The 25,106-nt window shown below is 44.6% G+C and carries 23 protein-coding genes and 1 riboswitch; of the genes, 22 read left to right on the top strand and 1 reads right to left on the bottom strand.

The genetic code is table 11. From position 1 onward, the window contains the following. Positions 1 to 128 precede the first annotated feature (128 nt). The 20 genes from HPY28_RS15555 to csrA all read left to right on the top strand — a co-directional run bounded on the left by HPY28_RS15555 (position 129) and on the right by csrA (position 20,710). Positions 129 to 1,415 (top strand): glucose-6-phosphate isomerase, encoded by a 1,287-nt coding sequence (locus HPY28_RS15555; protein ID WP_174225191.1) that lies wholly within the window; start codon positions 129 to 131, stop codon positions 1,413 to 1,415. A gap of 413 nt (positions 1,416 to 1,828) precedes the next feature. Next, positions 1,829 to 2,779 (top strand): accessory Sec system S-layer assembly protein, encoded by a 951-nt coding sequence (locus HPY28_RS15560; RefSeq protein ID WP_173623354.1) that lies wholly within the window; start codon positions 1,829 to 1,831, stop codon positions 2,777 to 2,779. 93 nt (positions 2,780 to 2,872) lie between these two features. Continuing rightward, a complete protein-coding gene (locus HPY28_RS15565; protein ID WP_173623355.1) occupies positions 2,873 to 3,835 on the top strand; it encodes an SLAP domain-containing protein in 963 nt (320 codons plus the stop codon). Positions 3,836 to 3,875: 40 nt separating this feature from the next. Next, the gene (locus tag HPY28_RS15570; protein ID WP_173623356.1) at positions 3,876 to 4,871 is read left to right on the top strand and encodes an SLAP domain-containing protein; all 996 of its coding nucleotides are present in this window, start codon (positions 3,876 to 3,878) and stop codon (positions 4,869 to 4,871) included. Positions 4,872 to 5,051: 180 nt separating this feature from the next. Continuing rightward, positions 5,052 to 7,628 (top strand): S8 family peptidase, encoded by a 2,577-nt coding sequence (locus tag HPY28_RS15575; RefSeq protein WP_174230876.1) that lies wholly within the window; start codon positions 5,052 to 5,054, stop codon positions 7,626 to 7,628. 61 nt (positions 7,629 to 7,689) lie between these two features. Then, positions 7,690 to 7,791, top strand: a riboswitch (SAM riboswitch). 133 nt (positions 7,792 to 7,924) lie between these two features. Further along, the gene (metK, locus tag HPY28_RS15580; RefSeq protein ID WP_217437969.1) at positions 7,925 to 9,130 is read left to right on the top strand and encodes a methionine adenosyltransferase; all 1,206 of its coding nucleotides are present in this window, start codon (positions 7,925 to 7,927) and stop codon (positions 9,128 to 9,130) included. A gap of 150 nt (positions 9,131 to 9,280) precedes the next feature. Beyond that, on the top strand, positions 9,281 to 10,297 hold the full coding sequence (locus HPY28_RS15585; protein ID WP_017252299.1) for a polysaccharide deacetylase family protein: 1,017 nt from the start codon (positions 9,281 to 9,283) through the stop codon (positions 10,295 to 10,297). Next, on the top strand, positions 10,294 to 11,436 hold the full coding sequence (locus tag HPY28_RS15590) for a sensor histidine kinase (RefSeq protein WP_017252298.1): 1,143 nt from the start codon (positions 10,294 to 10,296) through the stop codon (positions 11,434 to 11,436). Before HPY28_RS15585 ends, HPY28_RS15590 begins: the two co-directional genes overlap by 4 nt. 33 nt (positions 11,437 to 11,469) lie before the next feature. After that, complete coding sequence (locus HPY28_RS15595) at positions 11,470 to 12,177, top strand: response regulator (RefSeq protein WP_017252297.1); 708 nt, start codon at positions 11,470 to 11,472, stop codon at positions 12,175 to 12,177. Positions 12,178 to 12,247: 70 nt separating this feature from the next. Then, positions 12,248 to 12,613, top strand: a complete 366-nt coding sequence (locus HPY28_RS15600) for a glycosyltransferase family 2 protein (RefSeq protein WP_017252296.1) — start codon at positions 12,248 to 12,250, stop codon at positions 12,611 to 12,613. Positions 12,614 to 12,762: 149 nt separating this feature from the next. Next, the gene (locus HPY28_RS15605) at positions 12,763 to 14,751 is read left to right on the top strand and encodes an ATP-dependent helicase ComFA (RefSeq protein WP_174230877.1); all 1,989 of its coding nucleotides are present in this window, start codon (positions 12,763 to 12,765) and stop codon (positions 14,749 to 14,751) included. Continuing rightward, positions 14,748 to 15,533: a ComF family protein gene (locus HPY28_RS15610; RefSeq protein ID WP_174230878.1), complete on the top strand. Its 786-nt coding sequence runs from the start codon at positions 14,748 to 14,750 to the stop codon at positions 15,531 to 15,533. Before HPY28_RS15605 ends, HPY28_RS15610 begins: the two co-directional genes overlap by 4 nt. 87 nt (positions 15,534 to 15,620) lie before the next feature. Then, positions 15,621 to 16,049 carry a TIGR03826 family flagellar region protein gene (locus tag HPY28_RS15615; protein WP_106838056.1) on the top strand — a complete coding sequence of 143 codons (429 nt, stop codon included), beginning with the start codon at positions 15,621 to 15,623 and terminating at the stop codon, positions 16,047 to 16,049. Positions 16,050 to 16,159: 110 nt separating this feature from the next. Continuing rightward, positions 16,160 to 16,435, top strand: coding sequence for a flagellar biosynthesis anti-sigma factor FlgM (flgM, locus tag HPY28_RS15620; RefSeq protein ID WP_016742371.1), 276 nt, complete (start codon positions 16,160 to 16,162; stop codon positions 16,433 to 16,435). A 72-nt stretch (positions 16,436 to 16,507) separates the two neighbouring features. Further along, positions 16,508 to 16,999, top strand: coding sequence for a flagellar protein FlgN (locus HPY28_RS15625; RefSeq protein WP_173623360.1), 492 nt, complete (start codon positions 16,508 to 16,510; stop codon positions 16,997 to 16,999). A 12-nt stretch (positions 17,000 to 17,011) separates the two neighbouring features. After that, a complete protein-coding gene (gene flgK, locus HPY28_RS15630) occupies positions 17,012 to 18,499 on the top strand; it encodes a flagellar hook-associated protein FlgK (RefSeq protein WP_174230879.1) in 1,488 nt (495 codons plus the stop codon). Positions 18,500 to 18,516: 17 nt separating this feature from the next. Beyond that, positions 18,517 to 19,419, top strand: a complete 903-nt coding sequence (gene flgL / locus HPY28_RS15635) for a flagellar hook-associated protein FlgL (protein ID WP_174230880.1) — start codon at positions 18,517 to 18,519, stop codon at positions 19,417 to 19,419. 20 nt (positions 19,420 to 19,439) lie between these two features. Beyond that, positions 19,440 to 20,018 (top strand): DUF6470 family protein, encoded by a 579-nt coding sequence (locus tag HPY28_RS15640; protein WP_174230881.1) that lies wholly within the window; start codon positions 19,440 to 19,442, stop codon positions 20,016 to 20,018. 13 nt (positions 20,019 to 20,031) lie between these two features. Beyond that, positions 20,032 to 20,448 carry a flagellar assembly protein FliW gene (gene fliW, locus HPY28_RS15645; protein ID WP_174230882.1) on the top strand — a complete coding sequence of 139 codons (417 nt, stop codon included), beginning with the start codon at positions 20,032 to 20,034 and terminating at the stop codon, positions 20,446 to 20,448. Between the two features lie 13 nt (positions 20,449 to 20,461). Next, positions 20,462 to 20,710: a carbon storage regulator CsrA gene (csrA, locus tag HPY28_RS15650; protein ID WP_174230883.1), complete on the top strand. Its 249-nt coding sequence runs from the start codon at positions 20,462 to 20,464 to the stop codon at positions 20,708 to 20,710. 77 nt (positions 20,711 to 20,787) lie between these two features. On the opposite strand, the gene fliB is transcribed toward csrA, so the two are convergent. After that, positions 20,788 to 22,029: a flagellin lysine-N-methylase gene (gene fliB, locus HPY28_RS15655; RefSeq protein WP_174230884.1), complete on the bottom strand. Its 1,242-nt coding sequence runs from the start codon at positions 22,027 to 22,029 to the stop codon at positions 20,788 to 20,790. Positions 22,030 to 22,262: 233 nt separating this feature from the next. Here fliB and HPY28_RS15660 point away from each other — a divergent pair, with 233 nt between their 5' ends. Both HPY28_RS15660 and HPY28_RS15665 read left to right on the top strand, forming a co-directional pair. After that, a complete protein-coding gene (locus HPY28_RS15660; protein ID WP_174230885.1) occupies positions 22,263 to 23,084 on the top strand; it encodes a flagellin N-terminal helical domain-containing protein in 822 nt (273 codons plus the stop codon). Between the two features lie 80 nt (positions 23,085 to 23,164). Then, entirely contained in the window at positions 23,165 to 25,105 is a 1,941-nt protein-coding gene (locus tag HPY28_RS15665) for a glycosyltransferase family 2 protein (RefSeq protein WP_174230886.1), read from the top strand. Position 25,106: the final 1 nt, after the last annotated feature.

Consider the following 25,106-nt stretch of genomic DNA (forward strand, 5'->3'; position numbering starts at 1 on the left):
AGTCTTTTTGTTCCATTTGCTTATTCAATTTTTGGGCATAGTTCTTCCAGATTATCGCACAAATAGCCGATACATAAACAAGAGATAAGAATTTAGAGATCAGAGACGATAGCTTGGAGGTTTTATAAATGGGACTATCTTTCAATTTTTCAAATGCGCTATCATTTATCGATAAAAAAGAAGTAGACAATCTGAGTGAACTCGTAAAGGAAGCACATGATTTCCTTCATGAAAAGATGGGACCGGGTTCTGAATACCTAGGTTGGGTTGACTTGCCAAACAACTATGATCAAGCCGAATTTGAACGAATCCAAAGGGCAGCAGAACGCATTAGAAGGGATTCCCAGGCGTTTATCGTCATTGGAATCGGGGGATCGTATCTAGGAGCACGTGCCGCCATTGAGGCATTAACTCACTCCTTTTACAATCAGTTATCTGGTTCAACAGAGGTATATTTTGCAGGCCATAATATGAGTACCAGATACCTTACTCATCTTCTTGATGTACTAGACGGAAAAGATATATCTATTAATGTCATCTCAAAATCGGGAACCACGTTAGAAACGGCGCTAGCATTTCGAGTCTTTAAGGATTTCATAGAGAAGAAATACGGAAAAGAAGGTGCGAGAGAGCGCATTTACGTGACGACAGATAAATCCAGAGGAGCGCTTAAAAAGCTTGTAGAAGAAGAAGGCTATGAAACCTTTGTGATCCCTGATGATGTGGGCGGCAGGTATTCTGTTTTGACGGCAGTAGGGCTTTTGCCAATGGCTGTTGCTGGGCTTAATATAGAACGAATGATGGAAGGGGCAAGAGCAGCCTCTCATCACTATGACAATCCGGATTTATGGAGTAATGAGAGCTATCAATATGCAGCCGTCCGGAATGTATTGTATCGAAAGGGTAAGACCATTGAATTGTTGGTCAGTTATGAACCATCCCTACAATATTTATCAGAGTGGTGGAAACAACTGTTTGGTGAAAGCGAAGGGAAAGAGCATAAAGCTCTATTTCCTGCCTCTGTTCAATTTTCTACTGACTTACATTCTATAGGGCAATACATACAAGATGGGAGACGGGATTTAATCGAGACCGTACTATTTGTAAGTAATCAGCAAGAGCATCTATTCATTGAATCTGACCCTGCGAATATAGATGGGTTAAACTACTTGGCGGGAAAAACATTTCACGATTTGAATCGTATATCCTTCCAAGGAGTGGTCCTCGCCCATGTCGATGGAGGAGTACCAAATCTCAGTATCGAACTGGATGAAATGAATGAGTATACTTTCGGTGAATTGATTTTCTTTTTTGAAAAGGCTTGTGCTGTGAGTGGCTATTTGTTAGGCGTAAACCCATTTGATCAACCAGGCGTAGAAGAGTACAAAAAAAATATAAGAGCCTTACTTGTATAGTGAAATAACGAAATAAAAATGAAGCGGAAAAATCAGGGCAAAAGCCCTGGTTTTCTATTTTTTCCAACCATACAAAAAAAGAGCCAACTGAACGATTCAGCTGGCAAAAAGAAATTCCCCAAGTTATTTGTTTAGACTCCTATATTTTATCAATTACAAACAACGATGTAAACTTTATCTCATTATGGAAATGAAATACATAACCGGACTCTTCCATTCCTTGACACCATCTGCTTCATACGGGTATCCTAACATAACTACTATTACGAATGGCTCTGTTCTATGGTTGCACAAGCCGTATATTTGCTGTTTGTAATGCCAAGTTTTCTATGTTGCAAAAGGATGTCACTATGCTATAGTGGATGACGAATGCAAACTGTATATAGATGTAGAGAAAAGTTGGGAGCGACGATATGTTATCCTTCTTGAAGAATTTAATGGGGAATAAACCAACAGCGAAAGAGGTACAAGAGCAGGTTCAGGAGGAATCGATCTTGTCCGCTTCTGATACCGCACAGTCACATCAAGAAGAAAGCCAGGTACAGGATGCATCTTCTGGCGTCATCACAACGCTCTCCTTGCATGAATCATGGGAAGATAAGCTTAGTCAACAGGAGAAGTATTCGCTCTCCTTTATGGCTCAAGAACTGACTCCATTGCAGGCGGGAAATATCTCTCTGGCAGGGACTGCTCTTGTTCCGCATGATGAAGGGATTGAAGTGACAGCGTTCATCCGGAACAGTTCTGATGAACCTGTGCAGCTGAATGAGACGACACTGGTGGTACTGTTCGGTGATCAGGAGTTGTTTACCCGCCAGACATTTGATCTGAGCGAGATCGGGGAAATTCCACCACGTTCCGCAAGACCGTGGTCGTTTGTATTTGATAGAGAACACTTCCTGAAAGTGGATGTTCTTTTGGCAAATTGGAAAATTGCTTTTGAATTGGCCGAGAAGAAAATGGTTCTGCCACACCAATTGGAGCTAGAGGAATCCTGGATTAAGGCGCTATCTGAAGAACAGAAAACTTACTTGATTCAGTTAGCCAAGAATCTTCCTACATTAAAAGAGGGAGAGGTCAATATCCAGAGTGTACAGCTTGGGCGTTCGTCAGAAGGCGATATTCATGTCATGCTTCTGATACGCAATGGTTCTGCGCAGCAGACCCTTTCCCTGGAAAAATTGCCGTTGGCGCTGTTTGATGCCAGTGGAGATAAAGTGGCAGAAGGCTTATTTGAACTGGACGGCTTGACTGTAAATGCAAATACCAGCAAGCCATGGGTGTTTATTTTTCCGCCGTCAAGCATCCTAAAGGAAGCACCAGATTTGTCGCGTTGGAAAGTGAGCGTACCCCAAGGAGCTTGATTTTTTGAGTGGCCAATTTGCATGGGCTAGTCTAAAAAGTTTATGATGATAAGAGAAGCTTCGTTCGTGCCCGGACGTGTGAGGAGGTATCATATGTTTTCTTTTATGAAGAATTTGTTAGGTAAAGATCAACAAAAGCGCTCCCTGGAGGATCTGAAAAAGGAGATTCAGGAAGAGTCGACAATTGATTTAGCTTCCATGACTAGCAACGAAGTCGAAATGGATAGCAATGGTGGACCAGAAAAGTCTGCTACGAAGGCTGAGAAAATTCGAACTGAGCTATCGTTGAGCCCGATATGGGAAAGTGAGCTGGATTCGGAGAAAAAGTATACCCTCCGCTTTTTGCAAGCAGAATTGCCTGAGATGGTACCAGGCATGATTAGCGTAACAGGCTTCAGTATGATTCCACAGCCAAACGGAATGACTGTCGCTATGTTTTTCCGCAACGCCACAAATAAACCTGTGCGTATTAAAAACGTAGGATTAGCGATTTATCTGGACGACAAGCCTTTTGCGCGGATGAGAGTGGATTTGTCAGATATGGAGGCTATTCCACCGCATTCCAGCCGTCCATGGGAGGTTTTGTTCCCGGAAGAAAGCTATTTGCATGACAATTTCACCTTTAGCCGTTGGAAAGTGGTAATGAAGGCCGGCAGAAATTCACATGTTTGGCCTCGTACACTGGAGCTTGATCCTGAAATGGAGAAGCGCATGACTGATCGTCAAAAGGATCGTTTGGAAGCATTGACACAGTCTTTGCCGTTAGTTCCTATTAATACGGTGGAAGTAACGGGTTTTGACATCCGAAAGACCGAGGAAGGGAACCTGGTGGTAGCCATGCTTTTCCGAAATGGTCTCAACCATGATTACCGTCCGGAAAAACTCAAATTTACGATTTCGGATTCGGATGGAGATGTAGTTGCGACAGGTTCTCTGGATGCAAGCTCCATTCGTGTAAAGCCTGGAAACAGCCGTCCGTGGCTGATTGTATTCCCACCTAAATTTGTGAAAAAGCCTGATGCCGACCTGAAAAGATGGGCGCTTTCTGTAGAGTAGATCGCACATTTTTTAGGGATGGGAAAGAGGAGGTTGCTATATGAGTTGGTTATTGGAAAATTGGTTTGGTTCCAAAGAGAGCTTGGAGCAAGTACGCGAAGATATTCATGAGAATCTTCATAGAGAGTTTTATCTGGGTGTATCTGGACTGGATAATCCGCAACAATCTGCGAACCGTGTGGACTCGAAGGAACTGTTTTTGGTGATGAATGGTCCTTGGGAAAATCAATTGGATGACGCTGAGCAGGAGCTATTGCAATACGCGCATGATGAAATGCCTCCGGTTGTTCGTAACGAAGTCGGTATTATTCCGTTCTTTACGCAGGTTACCAATGATGGTTATCTGGTTCTTGTCTACATTCGCAATGCGACAGACCGCAGTGTTTTGCTACAAAAGCTTCCGTTGACTTTGGTTACGGAGGACGGAGAAGAGGTCGCGAAAAAAACGTTTGACCTGATTGCCTCAGGACCAGTAGGAGAAATGTCCAGTCGCCCGATGGAATTTATGTTCCGCTGGGATGAGTTCGACCGTATCCCTGAAAAAGAAATACCTCTGATGCTGACTTTTATCAAGCCTAAAAAGCACGGAGTAGAGGATAACCAAAATTATAACTGGGGTCTGAGTGCAGATGAGTCGGAGCAGTATTTGCAACAGGCTGAAGAGAAGAACCCCATTGCAGAGGGCGAAGTAGATTTGCAAGTCCTCGATATCAAGCCTGGTGAAGATAACGGCTTGAAAGTTATCGTTGCTTTCCGTAACGGATTAGGAAAGCGTCTGGAGTTTACCGAAGTGCCAATTATTGTTCATGATAAGGCTGGCGATACGGTAGCACGCGTACACTTCACGTTGGAAAACATGAAGGTAGAAGCGAACAGCCATCGCGTGTGGGCGTTCGATATTCCTTCCTCTTCCTTTAAAAAAGAAGCGGTAAATATTGCGGAACTGACTGCCTTTATTCCGAAAGCACAACAACGAAAAAAAGAAAAAGCTCAGGTAGCACCTGAAGTAGAAGACAATAAAGGTTTGTTACAGTAAGGAGAAAACCCTTTTTGCCGATGGTGAAAAGGGTTTTCTTCTGTGAGAATGTCCCAAATATTGGAGGATGAGGGTTGCATGTCCCCCTTTTCATCCGCTATGCTAAAGACCAGATTACAAATACCTGAATTCCTTTTAGACTGCTACTTTTGCAGGGGAGAGAAGGAAGGACTGTTTTACATGAAAAGACCAGTGAACATGTCAGTGACTGTTACATTAATGGTCACGCTCATTATGGCAAACAACCAATCAGTCTTCGCAGCAGCACCTCCGGCATCCAATGACTACTATTTGACCAACCAGCTACATCTAAGTCAAATTAAAGCAGATAAAGCTTGGCCAACGGTAAATAGCAATGAGCAGATTATTATTGCTGTATTGGATACTGGGGCAGATTATAAACACCCTGATTTAAAGGGCAACCTTTTACCTGGTGTGAATCTCGTCAATGCTGGGAAGTCAGCACAGGATGACAACGGGCACGGCACAGAAGTAGCCGGTGTTCTTGCTGCTAGTGGAAATAATAATATCGGTGTTTCAGGTGTTCTTTGGAATGCCAAGATTTTACCGATTAAAATCTTGAATAGCAAGGCGTCATCGGATGAAGAACTGATTGCAAAAGGTATCAATGTAGCCTTGGATCGTGGTTCCAAAGTTATTGTGATGTCCTTTAGCAGTATGGCTTACTCCAAGTCGTTGGCAGCTGCTGTACAACGTGCGGAGAGAAGTGGAGCCGTTTTGGTTGCAGCAAGTGGTAATGAAAGTAGCCGTGTGGCGTATCCAGCTGCCTATCCAACAGTCGTAGCGGTAGGGGCTGTGAGGAGTAACAATGAAGTCTTGTCTCAGGCAAATACGGGGCCGGAACTGAATTTGGTGGCTCCTGGGTTGAATGTATACACAACGAAGCTAGGGGGAAAATACGGCTCGTTTAGTGGTACTTCAGCAGCGGCACCGCAAGTAGCTGGTGCAGCCGCGCTCATTCTCGCTCGGCACCCTAATCTCAGTCCATTTGATGTGAGGCAATTGCTTTATCAAACGGCTACTGACTTGGGGGAGAAAGGATGGGATCGGAAGACTGGATACGGCTTGTTAGATGTCAACAAAGCAGTGAAAACGGCACTTTCTTACGACTTTTTAGAACCGAATGATTCTCCTTCCAAAGCGAAGGCGTTTCCGATTGAGTCACAAATACGCGGCAATTTGGGTCCAAAAGATACCGTAGATTGGCTGAAGATGGACATCCCTTACGATGGAAAGGTTAGCTTTACGGCTACAGTAACATCGGGTATTTCTTCGGCGGTGGCTGCTACCTTTTACCCTGAGAATCGTCAACCGATTACACAGTACTTCGGGAATGGCGATACGATAACGGTCCCGGTCAAGGCAGGAAGTATGAACATCCGCTTAATGCGCAATGGAGGCGTCAACAATGCTTTTAACTACGTGTTGACGAGTAAATTTACGATCAACCCTGACCGAAATGAACCGAACGATACACAAGAAACGGCCAGACCGCTTGTAGGGAACCAAATCAGTGTAACAGGCAATTTTCATGATGAAGGCGATCAGGATTGGTTCTCTTACTATGTTCGCGAGTACGGGCATTTAGATGTCACTGTAAGCCCTGACAACAAGAGAGTGGATCTGTTGCTGGGTCTTGGCAAACAAGCGCCTGGTCAAAAAGCAGTAGTCTGGGATCCTCTATACGATAATGGGACAAGGGACAATCCGACAGAGCGGGTCAGTAAAGAGGTGTCCCCGGGTAAATATTACATCCGTGTGAGCGAGTATTCGCGGAATGCAGTCAATGGCGAATACCAGCTGGATTTGGGGTACACACCAGTTAAAAAAGACTTCAATGAGCCGAATGACACCTATCAAAAAGCGTCTCCGTTAAGCGGTGGGACAGTGATGTCAGGAACAATTCCGACAGCAGCTGATCCCGACTGGTTCCAATTTACTGTCAATAGCGAATCATATGTGACATTCCGAGCGCCGTATATTCCTGTGGATAGTGGCTTTCGTTTCGCACTCTACAGCGATCGAAACATGAACTATGCGCTTGCTTCGACGAACGAGGTAGCCGAGCTTTCCAATAGTGGGAATGAAGTTATCGGTTTGCGCTTGCAGCCAGGAAAATACTATGTACGTCTCAATAGTGGTACTTCGTTCAAATATGATTCGTACCGACTCACGGTGACGCAGCAGAAATTGATAGCGGGCTATCGCGATATTTCGGACCACTGGGCGCGCTCAGAGATCGTCAGACTTAGCTCTCGCGATATTGTAAATGGATTCAATGATGCTTCGTTCAAGCCGAATCAGGCAGTGACCCGTGCAGAGTTTGCGACGATGCTGCTTAAATCGATGCGTGCGACCGGTTCCAAGGTAGCGACTACCTATACAGGAAACACGACCTTCCGGGATATGAAAAAGCGGCACTGGGCGTATCACAACCTAGGTGTAGCCTATCAATTAGGAATTTTGAAAGGGTACCCGAAGAATGAAATGAAGCCGGATCAGCCGATATCGCGTGCAGAGATGGCGGTCATGATCGCACGGGCACGTGATGTTTTAATGTATAACCGTGGTACCTCGAATTATCAGGATGTGCCAACGAGTCATTGGGCTTCTCCTGCCATTGAAGCTTTGACATCTAGAAAGTGGCTCAGTGGTTACGGTTCTTCCTTTAAACCGAATGGAAGGGCAACTCGTGCAGAGGTAGTAGTGGTACTTTCTAAGGCCTATCAAATATAAGTAAAATTTTTCCTATTGACATCTCTGAAAAAAACAATTATTCTATTATCCGTAATGGATACTCTTATCCAGAGCAGGCGGAGGGACTGGCCCTATGAAGCCCGGCAACCGATCTAGAGCGGTGCTAACCAGCAGAACGGACATCTGTTCTGGCCGATAAGAGGATGAAGGAAGCAAAAAACGCTCAAACCTTTTCCTCCTAAAAAATGGAAAGGGTTTTTTATTTGCGTTTACGTAGATAAAATCCTGACTCGGCTACCACACTATTTGTATGAGGTCAAAGGAGGTATTTTCTCATGGCTTTGCAAAAAGGTCGTCGTCTGTTTACATCCGAATCTGTAACCGAAGGACATCCGGATAAAATTTGTGACCAAATTTCCGACTCCATCTTGGATGCGATCCTGTCCAAAGATCCAAACGCTCGCGTAGCTTGCGAAACTTCCGTAACTACTGGTTTGGTTCTCGTAGCAGGTGAAATCACTACAAACACTTATGTAGATATCCAAAAGCTCGTTCGTGAAACCATTCGTGAAATCGGTTATGACCGTGCGAAATTCGGTTTTGACGCTGACACTTGCGGTGTTATTACTGCAATTGGCGAGCAGTCCGCTGACATTGCACTTGGTGTAGACCAAGCATTGGAAGCACGCGAAGGCAAAATGACTGACGCTGAGATCGAAGCAATTGGTGCTGGTGACCAAGGTTTGATGTTTGGTTTTGCTTGCAATGAAACACCTGAGCTGATGCCACTTCCAATCAGCATGTCCCACCAATTGGCTCGTCGTCTGACTGAAGTACGTAAAAACGGAACACTTGCTTACCTCCGTCCTGACGGAAAAACACAAGTAACCGTTGAGTACGATGGCGACAAACCAGTTCGTATCGATACAATTGTTATTTCTACCCAACATGCTCCTGAAACAACTTTGGAGCAAATCAAGCAAGATCTGGTTGAACACGTAATCAAACCAGTTGTTCCAGCTGAACTGTTGGACGCTGAAACCAAATACTTCATCAACCCAACTGGCCGTTTCGTAATTGGCGGACCACAAGGGGATGCTGGCTTGACTGGCCGCAAAATCATCGTAGATACTTACGGCGGTTATGCTCGTCATGGCGGCGGTGCGTTCTCCGGTAAAGATCCGACAAAAGTTGACCGTTCCGGTGCATACGCAGCTCGTTATGTAGCGAAAAACATCGTGGCTGCTGGCCTCGCAGACAAATGCGAAGTACAAGTTGCTTACGCAATTGGTGTAGCGCAACCAGTTTCTATTGCAGTAGATACATTCGGCACAGGTACGATTTCCGAAGAAGCTCTGGTGAAATTGGTTCGCAAACACTTCGACCTGCGTCCTGCTGGTATCATCAAGCAGCTCGACCTGCGTCGTCCTATCTACAAACAAACAGCTGCATATGGCCACTTCGGACGCAATGACCTGAATGTTCCTTGGGAGCAAACAGACAAGGCAGAAATCCTGAAGCAAGAGGCTGCTCAACTGTAATATCATGAATGACATAAAAAGAGCCTGGTGTTGCTACTGGGCTCTTTTTCATTTTAGGAGCAAAGTCATCCAATTATTGGGCCAATTGTTGCACAGGAATTTGTAGGACTGTGTCGAATCTCCTAGTGAGGAAGTAGAGGAGGGGTTTTTTTGCCGAACAGAAGGCTCTTCCTGATCGTGTTTCTTACTTTTTTGTTTTTTGCAGTGGCTATTGGGTTGTTAGGCGAATCTTTTCTGGAAAAAAAGAATAAACAAGAAGTGCAACCTTTTCCCCAAGTGGATACGTCTATAAGCATAAGTGAGACAAAAAATGCTGAGCCAAACGTCACACTAATTGAAGAAGCAGCGGTTCAAACGAAAAAGTGGTATAACAATCAGGTTGTGGTTTTGACGTACCATCATGTCACGGATCAATCGAATCAGCGGTATGTCATAGCTCCTGATCAATTTGCCCGACACATGAAATTTTTGCATGATAACGACCTGAATCCGATTTCGTTGGATGAGTTCCTGCGATTTATGGAGACGGGTACCTTACCGACTGAGAATGCTGTTTTGATTACGTTTGACGATGGGTATGAGAGTTACTACACAGAAGCATTTCCGATCTTACGTACATACGGCTACCCTTCAGTGAACTTCGCGATTGCGGGGCGCTTAAGAGATGTAGCTGATCGAAAACGGGAGAATATGACGCCACCACTTACGCGTCAACAGGTTAACGAAATGATTCATTCGGGGCTGGTTACAATCGGTTCCCATACGTACAGTCTGCATGAAGAGGAAGAACGAAATAAGTGGGGCGATCTTGGCCCAGAAACAGCTCCGGTCTATCTGAAAGACTTGCAGCGTTTAGAGGAAGAAAAAGAGTACAGGGACCGACTCTATGTGGATTTCAGTATATCTCGCGTTAGTTTAAGCGAATGGATGAAGCAAGAGATCCAAGTCATCTCGTTGCCATTCGGCTACACAAGTCCAGTCGTACTGGAGACAGCTCGTCAAGCTGGCTACCGCTATGTATTTACATCCAATCGTGGATTCGTAAAACAGGGAACAGATCCGTTTGCCATTCCACGCAATGACATGGGACTGCGAGATGTTGAAGAAGAGCACCTCCAACAGTTGTTCACGAAGGCTAAAAATGAGTTTGAAGGAGAGCAATCATGAACAAAGCGATAGACATCAGCGTGCTGGACGGGGTGATCAAGCGAACGATTGAAACCGTAGAAACGAGTAAAACCCAAATATTTGATATAGCTGAAAACGCCAGACAGCATGGCAACTCATTGAAGTTTGATTTACATGAACTTCGACAAGAAATTTCCAAAGTGATTCAAAAAGTCGATGCACTTGAACTGGCGTATCGCAAATCGCGCAACAAGCTCGTGTTGGTCAGTCGTAATTTTCATATGTACACGGAGGAAGATATCCGGGTTGCGTATGAAGAGGCGAGCCGTATTCAGGTAGAGCTGTCCATTTACCGCGAACGGGAAAATAATTTGAAGCGCAGAAGAAATGATTTGGAGCGTCAACTGCGTACCTTGGAAGAAACCATCGTCCGTGCAGAAAAGCTGGTTTCTCAAATGGGCGTTGTGCTAGGTTACTTGACGGGTGACTTAAGCAAGATAGGCGAGGCGCTGGAATCGGCTAAGCAGCATCAGTTGATGGGCTTAAAGGTAATCCAGGCTCAGGAAGAAGAGCGCAAGCGTGTCGCACGCGAAATTCACGACGGTCCAGCTCAATCGATGGCGAATGTCGTGCTGCGTTCGGAAATTGTAGAGCGCATGTTGAAGAACGAGCGCATTTTGGAAGCGCAAATGGAACTGCACGAGCTGAAGGAAATGGTACGCTTGAGCTTGGCGGATGTTCGACGTATTATTTTTGATTTGCGTCCAATGGCATTAGATGACTTAGGGCTAGTACCTACCTTGCAAAAATATATTCAAACGTGCGAAGAGCGTATTCAGTCTTCCATCGATCTGGTAGTATTTGGTGTGGAGCCTCCTTTGCGCAGTTCGGTAAAGGCTGCGATCTTCCGTTTGGTTCAGGAATGTCTGAACAATGTGGAGAAGCACGCAGGCGCTACGACAGTTCAAGTGAAGCTTGAATTTGTACAAGATTCGTTAAGTCTTATCGTCAAAGACGATGGGGTTGGGTTCGATCTGGAAAAACGCATGGCGAATGGCAACTCTTTTGGACTCTTGGGAATGCGTGAGCGTGTACAGCTCTTAGAGGGCAGTGTTGAGCTGCAATCCGCTCCGGGAGAGGGAACCAAGGTTATATTCCAAATACCGATAAAATTGTGACATGATACGTAAATAAGTACTGGGGGATGAACCATGGATAAGAGACAGCAAGAACTCCGCATCGTGATTGTAGATGACCATCAATTATTTCGCGAAGGCGTAAAGCGAATATTGGAAATGGAAGAAGATTTCAAGGTCGTCGGGGAAGGTGCGGACGGAGGAGAAGCCACAGTATTGGCGGAAGAGCACAAACCGGATGTCTTGTTGATGGATATTAACATGCCGAACATAAATGGCGTTTCTGCTGCAGAAAATGTGATTTCGGTAAGCCCTTCTACTCGTGTGATTATGCTCTCGATTCATGATGATGAGGGATATGTGTATCGTACACTCCGCGCTGGAGCGTCTGGCTACTTGCTGAAGGAAATGGGAACGACAGACCTCGTTGATGCTGTGCGTGTAGTGGCGAGTGGTGGTGCATACATACATCCGAAGGTGACGGGCAAGCTGATTGAAGAATTCCGTCGTCTGAGCGAGCAGGAAGGGACGGCAGAGCGTAGCTTCTCCGTAGATGAATCGCAAGCCATCGATCCAAAAGTGATCGAGTCGCTTACACGTCGCGAGCGGGAAGTATTGCAGCTGATGGCAGAAGGGAAAAGCAATCGTGCCATTGGGGAATTCTTGTTTATTAGTGAAAAGACGGTTAAAAATCACGTTAGTAGCATTTTGCAAAAGCTCAATGTGCAAGACCGGACACAAGCTGTTGTCATCTCCATTAAAAATGGCTGGGTGAAACTGTAGGAAGCGCTTCCTATTTGCACGCTGTTCAAGCCGTGCGGCATACCTTGGTATAGGAGGAGGTATGACCGTGATGGAAGAGCTGATTGTATGGCTTTTGGCAGCATTTGGCTGCTCCTCTTTGTTGGTAATGATCGCGGAGCGCTGGACCAATCGGACGGATAGCGCGAGCGAGCTCCCGCATGAGCATTATCGGTTGCTGGTGCGCAATTCGGAACAGGTGCTGGAACGTGTAGTGCGGAGTCTGCTGTTTCGCTCGTATTGGAGTGGCAGACCTATCCGAATTACCTTGATAGATGATGGATCAGACGATGATACGAAACAGATGACAGCTGTCTTGAATCGTTATCCGTACGGACAATGTTTGGGAGACGGACAGGAGGATATGGCGGCTGGAACCATCGTCATTGATCTGCGGGAGAAAAAAGAGGGAGCATAAAAGTTTGTTAAGCGTAAATATTACGAGCTGTCGACAATAGATCGGCGGCTTTTTTATTTTTCTACGGCATGATTTTGGTTCCGAAATTTATTTGCCGGACCTATCTGTCTTTTTGCACACTAAGGGCAAGAGGGCGGGGGAGTGAGCGTATGCGTGAGTATTTGCTATATATCAAAGCTTGCGGCGGATCAATACCACAGGTGCAGACTTATGTTACGCCGAGCTTTTCTGTAGATCGTTCTTTTTGGCAGGAGAGAGAAGGATGTGTCCTGCATGTCATCGGGAAGACATCGTCGCTTGCTCTGGCCTTTTCCTTGCGTGCAAAGGTGAACGGGTATTTGATGGAACAAGTCGGCAAAGGACGGATGCTGACTGATGGATATGTAAAAGAGTTGAGAGCACTGGCGGTAAGTAGCGTGTGCGAAGCGAGCAACTTATATGGAAGGGAAGCAGCGAGTGTACAGGACCGCCGAGAGCAGAGGTGGTTTTCTTGGGAGTCAATCGAGGAGAGTGTGGAAGTTTCTTATCTAGGTAGCAAAGAATCGGGGAAATTGCCGGGTGCTCGGTTGGGCTTTTTGGGTGGTCACGAGCTTCTTCGAAGGAGCTCATCTCGGGTGAATATACAAGAAGCTGTTTTGAGAGAGATTTTGGACGGGCGTGCGCTCCTTTGGGATGAAGTGGAGTCCTTGCTGAAAAAGCGAGGGGTGGACGTGTATGATTTGTCAGCCATTTTGCATGCATTCGTGCTTGCAAACAAAGCGGAGTGGCGACCTGGTATTCGTTTTACGGTCATAAATGGATGGTGGCGCAATCGGTTGGAGTTGGTCTGTGAACGTTGCGGAAGCGCAGGAGAGCAGGTGGAGTTTACTTATTGTCATACGTGTGAGCAAGGGTGCGCTTACTGCACAGCTTGTTTAGGGATGGGCAGGAGTAAGTGTTGCACTCCGTATTTTTTAATGGATGTAGGAGAATCTCTTATCCGTAGCGCAGACCACTTGCAGAACGTGGCGAGATTGGAGTGGGCAGGGAAGTATTCGGCAGATCAATCGCGGGCAGCTGAGCGAGCGCGTTGCTTTGTTGCCAATCCAAGACCAGGGCTATCGGAGTTTTTGATCTGGGCAGTTTGTGGAGCGGGCAAAACAGAGTTGTTATTCCCTTCGGTTACAGAGGCACTTACTGCTGGCGGTCGCGTTTTGATTGCGACACCTCGAAAAGACGTCGTACTAGAGTTAGCCCCGCGTATTAAGCGAGTCTTTCCCGGGGCTAAAGTGATTGCTGTTCACGGTTCGAGCTCAGAGAAGTGGGAAGAGAGTGACATCACGATTGCGACCACGCATCAGGTCATGCGCTTCCATCGGCGTTTTTTGCTGGTGGTTCTCGACGAGGCGGACGCGTTCCCTTATCATAATGATCCTGTTTTGTATCGCGCTCTATCCAGAGCGGTGAAAAAAAGTGGGAAGCTCCTCTATTTAAGTGCAACACCTCCGGGATATTTGCAAAAGCGGCTCATTAGAAAAGGACGCTCAACCCTAGGCTCGTCTGGGGCGATACCGCTATTCTCAGATACACATGTTCTGTTACCTGGACGCTACCACGGTGCTACGCTTCCTGTCCCCAAGATTCTCACGGTACAAGGCTTACATAAGCGCGTTCAGACGAATCGAATTGTGGCACCGTTTATAGAAGCGGTGAGTAGTTCTCTGAATGAAGGCCGACAAGTTTTTGTTTTTGTCCCGCGAGTTGACGAAATTGACAGGGTGCTATCGTACCTTCAAAAGTGGCTTCCTGCTCATGCGGGGGAGATGGCCGGTGTTCATGCGGCAGACCCTATGCGGGAGGAAAAGGTACTCGCATTTCGAGAAAAACGTTATACCGTCATGGTGACGACTACGATTCTAGAGCGGGGTGTGACCATACCGAAGAGTGACGTAGTTGTGGTAGGTGCGGAGGCACCTGTATTTGACGAGGCATCATTGGTGCAGATAGCAGGACGAGTAGGGCGATCCGTTGATGATACGTCGGGTAGTGTTTTATTTTTGCAAGCAGAACGCGCTACTTCTCCAAAGCGGGCCGTCAGACAGATATTACAGATGAACAGCTTAGCTCAAAGGCTCGTGGAACAAAGAGGCCTTTCGTGATTAGTGGGATGTGTGTCCGTTGTGGTGGGCGTATCGCAGCTCTCCAAAAGGAATCGGTCGTTCGTGAAAAGGCACGACAGCTATCCGATCAGGCGAGCTATCCGGTCATCTACCGCATGTTAAAAGGGATTGTGTTGTGTGGAGTCTGTCTTGATGCTTTGCCGTTGATTGGGCATGATATTTGCCGGCAGTGCGGGCGTGACAGGGAGTTGCAGGCTAGTATCGGCAACGAAGGGCTATGCCGGGATTGTGTTCATGGAGAAGATGATCAGATATTGGTGGCAAATCGGAGTTTGCTTCGCTATGAAAAGGGAGAGAAGGATTTGCTCGGATTGTTTAAATACCGCGGTGATGAGCGGCTAGCTTTATACTACGGTACGCTTCTTGCCATTACAGTTCAGCGTTATTACAGGTCTTTGGGTTTTACCTGTATCACGATGGTTCCTTTACATCCACAACGATTGCGGGAACGCGGCTTCAATCAGGTTGACCTGCTGGCCCAGCATTTAGGAGCGGCAATCAAAATTCCTGTCAAACCGTTGCTTCTCAGGACGAAGGATACCCCAAAGCTGAGCAAGCAAAAAGGGCGCGCAGCACGTCACGAAAGCATGCGCGAAGCTTTTGTGTGGGATAGGCAGAATGTGCCTGTGCCCTCTACTGCTAAAATCCTGCTTCTTGACGATATTTATACAACTGGTTCGACGTTGCGTTCGTGCGCGAAAACAATCAGAGAACATTTGGGGCCAAGCTGTGAAGTATATTCCTTGACAATATACCGATAGCCAGTTTGGAAAAATTAAGCTATGATGTAGGCATATAACGGATGTGGAACCGTATGAACTTTCTGAACGGAAAAGGGGTTGTCCGATATGTCTATGGGCAAGTTGGCAAACTGCTCGCGGTGTGATGCTGTATTTGTACAAGCAGTCCGTGACATTTGCCCCAAATGTTATAAAGAAGTGGAACAAGAATATGAAGCATGCGCCCAGTTTTTACGCAAGCGTGAAAATCGCGGAACGAATATTCATCAAGTGAGCGAAGCCACTGGCGTGAGCGTGAAGCAAATCACGAAGTTTATCAAGGAAGGGCGCATTTCGGTTGCTGGAAGTCCAAATCTTGGTTATCCATGTGAGCGCTGCGGTTTTTTGATTCGAGCAGGCAACATATGCGAATCTTGTCTAAAAGGCTTGAAGCATGAAATCACGCAACAAATCGAGGTAGAGCAGCGATTGGAGGAGTTCCAACGCGCCGATCTGGCTAAGGCAGCTTATCGAAGAAAGCAGAATAGTGACGAATAGTTTTGTGCAAAAAAACTAATCGTACATCATGAAATTGCCGATGATACTACTAAGAGGTGTCATCGGTTTTTTCTATGAAAAGACCGTTGGTATGAGAGGATGGTAATCAGATGCGGATTAATGAACCTAACCGTGTCGGGATGATCAATGCTTACAACAAGACAGGTAACAACCAGGTAGGCAAAAGCGGTAAAATCCCGATGGGCAAGGATGAAGTAAACATTTCCACAGAAGCGCTTGAAATGCAGAAGCAAGTAGAAGATGTCAACTCTCCACAACGTCGGGAAAAAGTGGAGCAGTTGAAGAAGCAAGTGGAGGAAGGAAAATATCACGTCTCAAGTGAGCGGATCGCTGATAAGCTCCTGTCCTTTTGGAAAAAGCTGTAACACAGATCTGAAGAGGACCTTTTGAACAGCCTCTTTAAATAGTTTTCGATGGAAGATGAGGAGAAGCAAGGAATGGACAGACTCTACGATCTGCTCGACAACTTGATCCAGTTGCACAAAGCCTTGTACACCCTAGCCTCGCACAAGAAAGAAGTGCTGGTAAAAGGGAGTGTGGATGAACTGGTAGCCATTACACGCCAGGAGCAAAAACTGATCAAGGGCGTCACAGAAGCTGAAGCAGCCCGCCAGCAAGTCGTAAAAGAACTGACAGCACAGAAGGGGTTTGCGCTGCAAGAAGGCACACTGGCTGAATTGATCAAGTTGACGACCAGTGCGGAAGAGAAGATGCGACTCACTTCCTGTCGTAATGAGCTAAGCCGGATTGTGACCGAACTGCGCGATGCTAACGACCTGAATCAGCAGTTACTGGAGCAATCCCTTTCTTTTGTAAACATGACGCTCGACCTGATCACGGATACGCCCGAGGACGACTTCATCTACGGAAAGCCGACCTCGGATACGTATCGTCAGGCTAATCGAACTTTTTTCAACAAAAAAGCGTAAAGAGGTGTCGAAATGCGCTCTACTTTTCATGGAATTGAAGTCAGCAAACGCGGCTTGTTCGCTCAACAATCCGCGCTAAATACAACGGGACATAATATCTCCAATGCGAATACGGAAGGATACAGTCGCCAGCGCGTGAATATGCAGGCTACGACTGGTTTGCCTTATGTAGGGATGCAAGCGAGTATCGAGCCGGGATTGCTCGGTACGGGTGTGCAAGCGACTAGTATTCAGCGTCTGAGGGAAGAGTTTTTGGATATTCAGTATCGGAACGAACACAAACGTCAAGGCTACTGGGATGGTCGTTTGGAAACGTTGGAGAAATTAGAAGGGATCATGAATGAACCTTCCGATACTGGCTTGCAAAAAGTTATGGACCAGATGTGGCAAGCATGGCAAGACTTGGCCAAAGACCCGACAGATACATCGGCTCGCGCAGTTGTTCGGGAACGAAGCAAGGCAGTAGCGGATACGTTTAATACGCTAACCAATCACATCAAGGAAGTACAAACCGATCTCAACAACGTGGTCAATGTAAAAGCGATGGAGATCAACTCCTTGGGTCAACAGATTGCTAACTTGAACAATCAGATTGCAAACGTTGTACCGCATGGTTATCAGCCAAACGATCTCTATGACCAACGTGACGTGCTTTTGGACAAGCTCTCCAAACTGGTGGAGATTCGTGCAACTCAATCAACAGCTGGTATGGTAAACGTGACCATTGAAGGTCGTGAATTTGTTACTGGAATTACATCGCAGCCAGTAGCTACTGTACAGAATCCAGCTACGGGCCTGAGTGACATGACGCTGGGTGGGGCGGCCTTTGTGCCGACAACTGGCTACATGGCAGGAACGTTCCAATCTCGTGATCAGATTGTGCCGAACATGCTGAAACGCTTGGATGTTTTGGCTGTGAATCTGACGAAGGAAATCAATGATCTGCATCGGGCGGGACGAAGCTTGAGTGATATTAACAATGGCACTGTACAGGACCTCCCGTTTTTTGTGGATGCGAACTCTCTTGCAACGAACCCAGCTTCCAAAAATTATCCGACTAGCGCATCCAGTCTAGTTGTTAACCCAGAGATCATGAAGAGCTTGGATGCCATCGCGGCAGCACAAGAAGAAGCAGGCGGTACTCCTGTAGGGAATAATAAGAGTGCACTTGCCATCGCATCGATCAAATTTAAAGTTTTGACTGCAGGTGCGGGTCCTAATGATTTGGCAGAAAGCTCTACGTTGGATAACTACTATCGATATACGATCAGCCAATTGGGTGTCGACGCCCAGGAAGCCAAGAGAAACCAGTTGAACTCTGAAATGCTCGTTGGAACAGTTGATAGTCAGCGCCAATCAGTTTCTGGGGTATCGATCGATGACGAGATGGCAGAAATGGTGAAATATCAGCATGCGTACAGTGCATCTGCACGTGTCATGACAAGCATGGACGAAATTTTGGATAAAGTCATCAATGGCATGGGCCGGGTTGGCCTCTAATTAGGAGGGGATAGATTATGGCGGTACGTGTAACGCAGAACATGCTGAATAGTAATATGCTACGGAATTTGCACAATTCCATGCGTAATATGGATAAGCTGCAACAACAGCTTTCATCGGGGAGCAAAATTGAAAGACCATCCGATGATCCTGTAGTTGCAGCACGGGGGATGTTTTATCGGTCTTCATTGATGGAGAATGACCAATACAGCCGAAATGTAGATGAAGCGCAGTCTTGGATGGACATGACTGATGCTACGATGGATGAGGTAGGAAACGTATTAAAACGAATTAAAGAGCTTCTGGTTTATTCCGGGGATGGAGCAGTTTCACCCGACGATTTAAAGGCAATGTCATCAGAGGTTAAACAATTGAAAAATCACTTGGGGACCTTGGCTAACCAACAAATAAATGGGAAGTACATCTTTGCAGGTACGGATACCAACAAACCTCCATACGACATGACAGCAAATGGAGGCAAGGGCGATTTTGTAAGTACAAATAGTTCTCCCATTAATTTAGAGGTAAGTCAAAACGTATTTGTTACATCGAATATTAACGCTCAAAATATATTTAACTTCCCGAATAACGGTAGTAATATGTTCAAAGTCTTGGATAATATTATTACAGAGCTAGACAGTGGTAAAAGTGCGACGCAATTTCAGACAGCAATTGGGCAGCAATTCGATAAGCTCTTGGCCGAGCGAGCTTCGCTAGGTGCAAGTGTCAATCGTGTCGATCTGATTGCAGAGCGATTAAAGTCACAAGAAGTAAGCATTACTGGACTGATGTCCAAAAATGAAGATGCGAATATGGCAGAAGTAATGACGGACCTGAAGACCCAGGAGAGTGTTCATCAAGCAGCACTAGGATCGGGGGCGCGAATCATTCAGCCTACACTTCTGGACTTCCTCCGTTAATGATAAAATGAGGTGGGTCTATGCAGATTCCTCAGCTTAGAATGGAGAGCTCTTTTGCTCGATTAGGGCTAAATGTGACAAAGGCAACACATGAAATAAAACAACCGCAAGCAGAAATGAATCTTCGTCAACAGCCAGCTGAACTAACGATTGAGCAAGCCAGAACCGAATTGCAGATTGATTCTAGTCAGGCAAGGGCCAATATTGGAATCATGACTCCCATGCAGTTTAGTGATAGCAATGCCACTTACGGATATCAGAAAGCGATGCAAGCAATTGCAGAGAAGAGTCAAGAAGGCGATCGGCTGATGAGAATTCATACCAAGGAGAATGCAATCGCAGCCATCGGAAGAGAGCGAGGCATGCGCGTGTTGGATAGTGGTTATTCTCCACCAGCATCTTCGGGGGACGAGGGTGTCGACATAAGTATTCAGCTCAAGCCAGTAGTTATCAACGTAATACGAAATGGAATGAGTATGGATCCGGTGATCCGACCGCCTGAATTTACATATATCCCAGGCAAAGTTGAGCCGTACATCTTACAGCAAAATAGCTTGAAAATAGAGGTCACTGGTAGCCAGTTGGACCGAATGATGTAAGTGAGGGGAAAACATGAACGCAAGTCAGCAGATAGAATTGGGCAAGCTATTTTTTGAAGACGGCATTCCTGGATTTTCTCATTTGCAGTTTTTTCAATTGATACAGGAAGAAGAGAGTCCCTTTTTTCTCATTCAGTCAACAGAAGAGAAGGACATTGGTTTTTGGGTAGTAAATCCATTTTCTTTCTTTCCTGATTATCAATTTACCCTCCCTGAGGTATCGAAAGAGGCATTGCGTATGGAAGAGGAGTCTCCTGTCGCTGTATTTTCTATCGTTACTATCCGTGGGAAAAATCAAGCTACTGTCAATTTGAAGGCTCCAATTGTGCTTAATTTATCTAATCGAATGGGCAAACAGGTCATTTTGCAGGAAGATTCGTATCCTATCCGCCAGCTGTTGTTCTCGCAACAAGCTGCGGATACTGAATAGGCGGTGTCCAAGCATGCTGGTCCTTTCTCGAAAGAAAAATGAATCCATAATGATTGGTGACACCATCGAAATCAAGATTATTTCAATTGATGGGGATCAAGTTCGGATTGGGATTGAAGCTCCGCGGAAACTGGATGTATATCGAAAGGAAATCTACGATGCCATTCAAGAGGAAAATAGGCAGGCTACGACTCAAGAGATGGATTGGTCGGTTTTGAAACAGCTTATGCAAATGAATCAGAAACCGGAAGATGATCAATAGATCATCTTTTTCTTTTTTATAGAATAAAAGAGGCTGCATCGAGCGTGCTCGGCAGCCAAGTGTGAAACGAGGAGTTCTTACTCATTTTTTAGGAAAATAGCCATTCCTGCTATGGATAGGAATCCTCGTCTTTGCAGATAGTCATAAGCGACTTGTAAATATTTCGGATTGTGTTCAACTGTTTTAGAGAAGGATTGAATGAAGGTAATAACGTGATCCGCGTTTAGGTTTTCTTTGTGGAAACCTGAGATTCCGATCAGGTGCATTTTAATTAAACTGTAATATAATGCCAGGATTACATAGTTTTCGAATACATTTTGTTGACCATAAAACGGAAAAGTATTTTTGTAAATATAATTGACAAGATAATTCTCAAGAATGTATGAGTGTGTTTCCATAAAAGGCCGATAGTATGATGTGTAAGCTGTTTGATAGTGCTCGGCAATTATTTCTGTGGTGCTCTCTTCTTCAAAAGAGATACCACGTAAAAATGTATCGAAGGTATCCAAATAACGTTGGTTTTCTGTACCAATAAAAATTCGCAAGTCTATTAATTCTTTTAACATTTGAATTTGAGCAGTAGCTTCCACAGGGATACTCTTTAATGCATTATGTAGAGCATTAGTACTTATTAAGGAACGATAATTCTCAATCAGCTGTGGAATCTGGGATGCAGCTCCATTCCCTATGGCTTCTTGCACGTTTTGATAAAATAGCCCTAACATAAGTACTCTGTTCGTAATGGAATATTGTCGATTTTGAATCAATTCAATAGAAAAGATACGTAAATCCCAAAAGTAATACTGAATTTGCCCAGGTGTTAACGAGTTGGGAATTAATTGAGATTGAAGAGAATATTTTTGGCGTGGTTTTGACGGAATTTGAAAGAATTCCATTGGCTCAGGATTTAGTAAAGCTAAACGTGCTGCTTCTGGACAGGACATACTAGCGGACTGCTCAAGAGCGCCATCAATTATGTTAGTCACACGTGGATAAGCTGAACAAGTAGTGGATAGATAATCTTCTCCCAATTTTAATTGTATTTCACAAAGACCTTCCGGCGAAAGCATGGAACAACTTTGGCATCCAGACAATAAAATGGTCGCATAATGATGGTCGGAAGGATTTGAACGATTCCTTGTAATCTCTGTTTCCAGTTTCTTGGACAATGGGGTGTCCTTTACTTTTTTGTATTTTTTATAGGTAGACTTATCGATGGGGATGCTCCATCCTGTACAGCAAGTATCTTCACAAGTAGAGCCGATACATTGAAAATGTTCAATATATTTAGGAACCAGAATAATTTGATTGGACATCATACGGTCCTCCTTTTATCTCTTTTTATACTATTCGGAGAATCCTATCTTTTGGATAAGAGACAACTAGAAAAAAATAAATGAGAAAAAACTCGAAAAATGCTAATAGAGGTAATACGAGAATCCGATAATAGTAATGTAGGGATGGAGTTGCAAGCGCGCGATTGCGATTCAATCTCAAAATATAGGAATAGTCACAGGGACGTGACTATCGAAAACTCAAGGAGGAAATACACATGATTATCCAACACAATATGTCGGCTATCAACACTCACCGTCAACTTGGTGTTAACGCTGGCAACCTGGGAAAAAACGTTGAAAAATTGTCTTCTGGCTACCGCATCAACCGTGCGGCTGACGACGCTGCTGGTCTCTCTATCTCCGAGCGTATGCGTGCACAAATCCGTGGTATGGAGCAAGCTTCCCGCAACTCCCAAGACGGTATCTCTCTGATTCAAACAGCTGAGGGCGCTCTGCAAACTGTTAACAACATGCTGGTTCGTGTAAAAGAATTGGCTACTCAAGCTGCTAACGGTACTTACAGTTCTACTGATGACCTTGCTCGTATTCAAGAAGAATTGTCTGAGCTGGGTAAAGAGGTAACAAACATTAAAGACAATACCAAGTTCAACGGTATTAACCTGCTGGACGGTAATGCAGGAACAATTTCTCTGCAGATTGGTCAAGAGCAATCCCAAGTTCTGGGTCTGAATGCAGGAAGCTTTAGCTTGGGCGCAGTAAACACAGCTATCACAGGATGGAGCTTGGCTACTCAAAGTGGTGCTTCTACTGTTTTGGGTGCTATCGATACTCAAATCAACAATGTGAGCAAAGCACGTTCTTACCTGGGTGCGAACCAAAACCGTTTGGAAAACACTATCAACAACCTGAATATCACTTCTGAGAACCTGACTGCAGCTGAGTCCCGTATTCGTGATGTGGATATGGCGAAAGAGCAAATGGCGTTCACTAAGAACAACATTCTTACTCAAGCTGCTCAAGCAATGTTGGCTCAAGCTAACCAATTGCCACAAGGCGTATTGCAACTTCTCCGATAATCATAAGTTTAAAAGAGAGCAGGGTTTCCTTGCTCTCTTTTTTAAAATCTGTTTGTCTGTGGAAAGGATATAGCTTACCTATGAACATATCTGCCTGTATCATTACAAAAAATGAAGAGGAAAATTTGCCAACTTGTCTGGATAGTGTGAAATCCTTCGTCTCGGAAATAATTGTAGTCGATACAGGGTCAACAGATCGGACAGTAGAAATTGCTGAAAGCTATGGAGCGAAAGTATTTTCATTTACGTGGATAGATGATTTCGCCGCAGCACGTAATTTTGCAATTGAACAAGCGAAAATGGATTGGATTGTTTTTTTAGATGCTGATGAGTACTTTTCTCCAGATAGCGTGAAGTATGTACCGCTAGTGATACAAGAAGCTGAGCAGCAAATGTTGGATATGGTCATTTGTATGATGTCAAACATTGAGAAAACAACCAGAAAAATAACTTCCTCTAATATTCATGTTCGAATTTTCAAGAATCATCCACAGATTAGGTATATAGGCGCGATTCACGAACGCATTGTTAGACTGGACGTTCCGGCGAAGTATTTGGATGCACAAAAGGAAATAACGATTATTCATACGGGATATAGTGAGGACACGATACTATCAAAAGAAAAAAGTAAACGTAATCTTGAGTTGTTGTTCAAGGAACTAGAAAGAAAGCCTGATAGTTTTGATGTCTTGTTTTATATTTCTGATTCCTATTTGTTGGATAGACAATTTGAACAAGCCCTAGAATTTGCAATAAAGGCAAAGAGTTACTCCAATTCAGAGCTAAAGGGAATTTATGAAAAGAACTATGTGAATATGATTCAATGCTTGATTCAATTATCAAAACCAAATTCAGTTATTTTGAGTACGATCCGAGAGGCGTTGGAGGCGTATCCTAGCTATCCAGATTTCCACCTATATCTTGGTGATTACTATAAATTAGAGAACCGTTATTTTGATGCTATTGAAGCTTATCAAGAAGGGTTAAAGTTTTTGGATCATTCTCCAGTGGTACAATCGAGTGCGTTTGCTACAGCTGCAAATGTGGTGAATACGATTGGTCAAATGTTCTACAAACGTGGAGATTGGAACCAGTGTGTGAATTATCATGTACAAGCACTTCAGATTGATAAATATTTATACTCCTCCTTGGTTGGTTTGATAAATATTTTAGGGCGATTTGAAAAGCCTGATTCGATTTTTTTATTTCTGTCAAAGATTTACGATGCCAGCAGTACTAAAGATTGTTTTTATTTATTGAGAGCCTCATTGGAGACAAAGAGTTTACAACTTGCTACAAGGCTATTTGAAATAATGCCGGTAGACGTACCAGCTTTAAAAGAGTATCAAGCACTTTTTGATTTCATATCCGAGAAATATGATAAAGCCGGTGCGATTTTTTTGGAGCTGTATCAAGAGACAAGCCAAGAAGAGTTTGCTTATAGTGCCTTGGCAGTGGCCTGGAAGGAAAAGATTCATCGTGCAGATATTCTAAGAGTCTTTTCTAGTCACTTCGAACTTCAACAATTAGCTATGCACATATTTGAAGAAGAACTTCAATTTCCTATAGATAAGAAGCAAGTATTTAAGTTTCTCATGTATGTAAGCAGCACATTAAAAATATCAGATTACCATGTCCTCGCTGAATTGGTGAAGCAATCAAAGCTTATGCTGGAAATGGCTGATTATCTTTACTACCAAGAAAAGTATGTAGATGCTTACCAATTTTATAATGAGTACTTGGAACAAGGAGAACAGCTTCCTAGCAACACACTCGCAGAGATTACATATAAAGTAGGAGATTGCTTATTGCAATGTGGATTGGATGAACATGCATGGGCCTTTCTGCAGAAAGCACATTCTCTTGTACCAGAGGATTTTCGAGTGTATGAATCCTTGGTTGAATTAGCTAAACGTAGCAATCGTTTGCATGAAGTGAAGGGTGTCTTGGAAATCGCGATAAGCAAATATCCAGATTCAAACTATATAAGAAACCTCTACGAACGATCGATACTAAATTAAA

Source organism: Brevibacillus sp. HB1.2 (assembly GCF_013332495.1).
GTDB classification, from domain to species: domain Bacteria; phylum Bacillota; class Bacilli; order Brevibacillales; family Brevibacillaceae; genus Brevibacillus; species Brevibacillus porteri.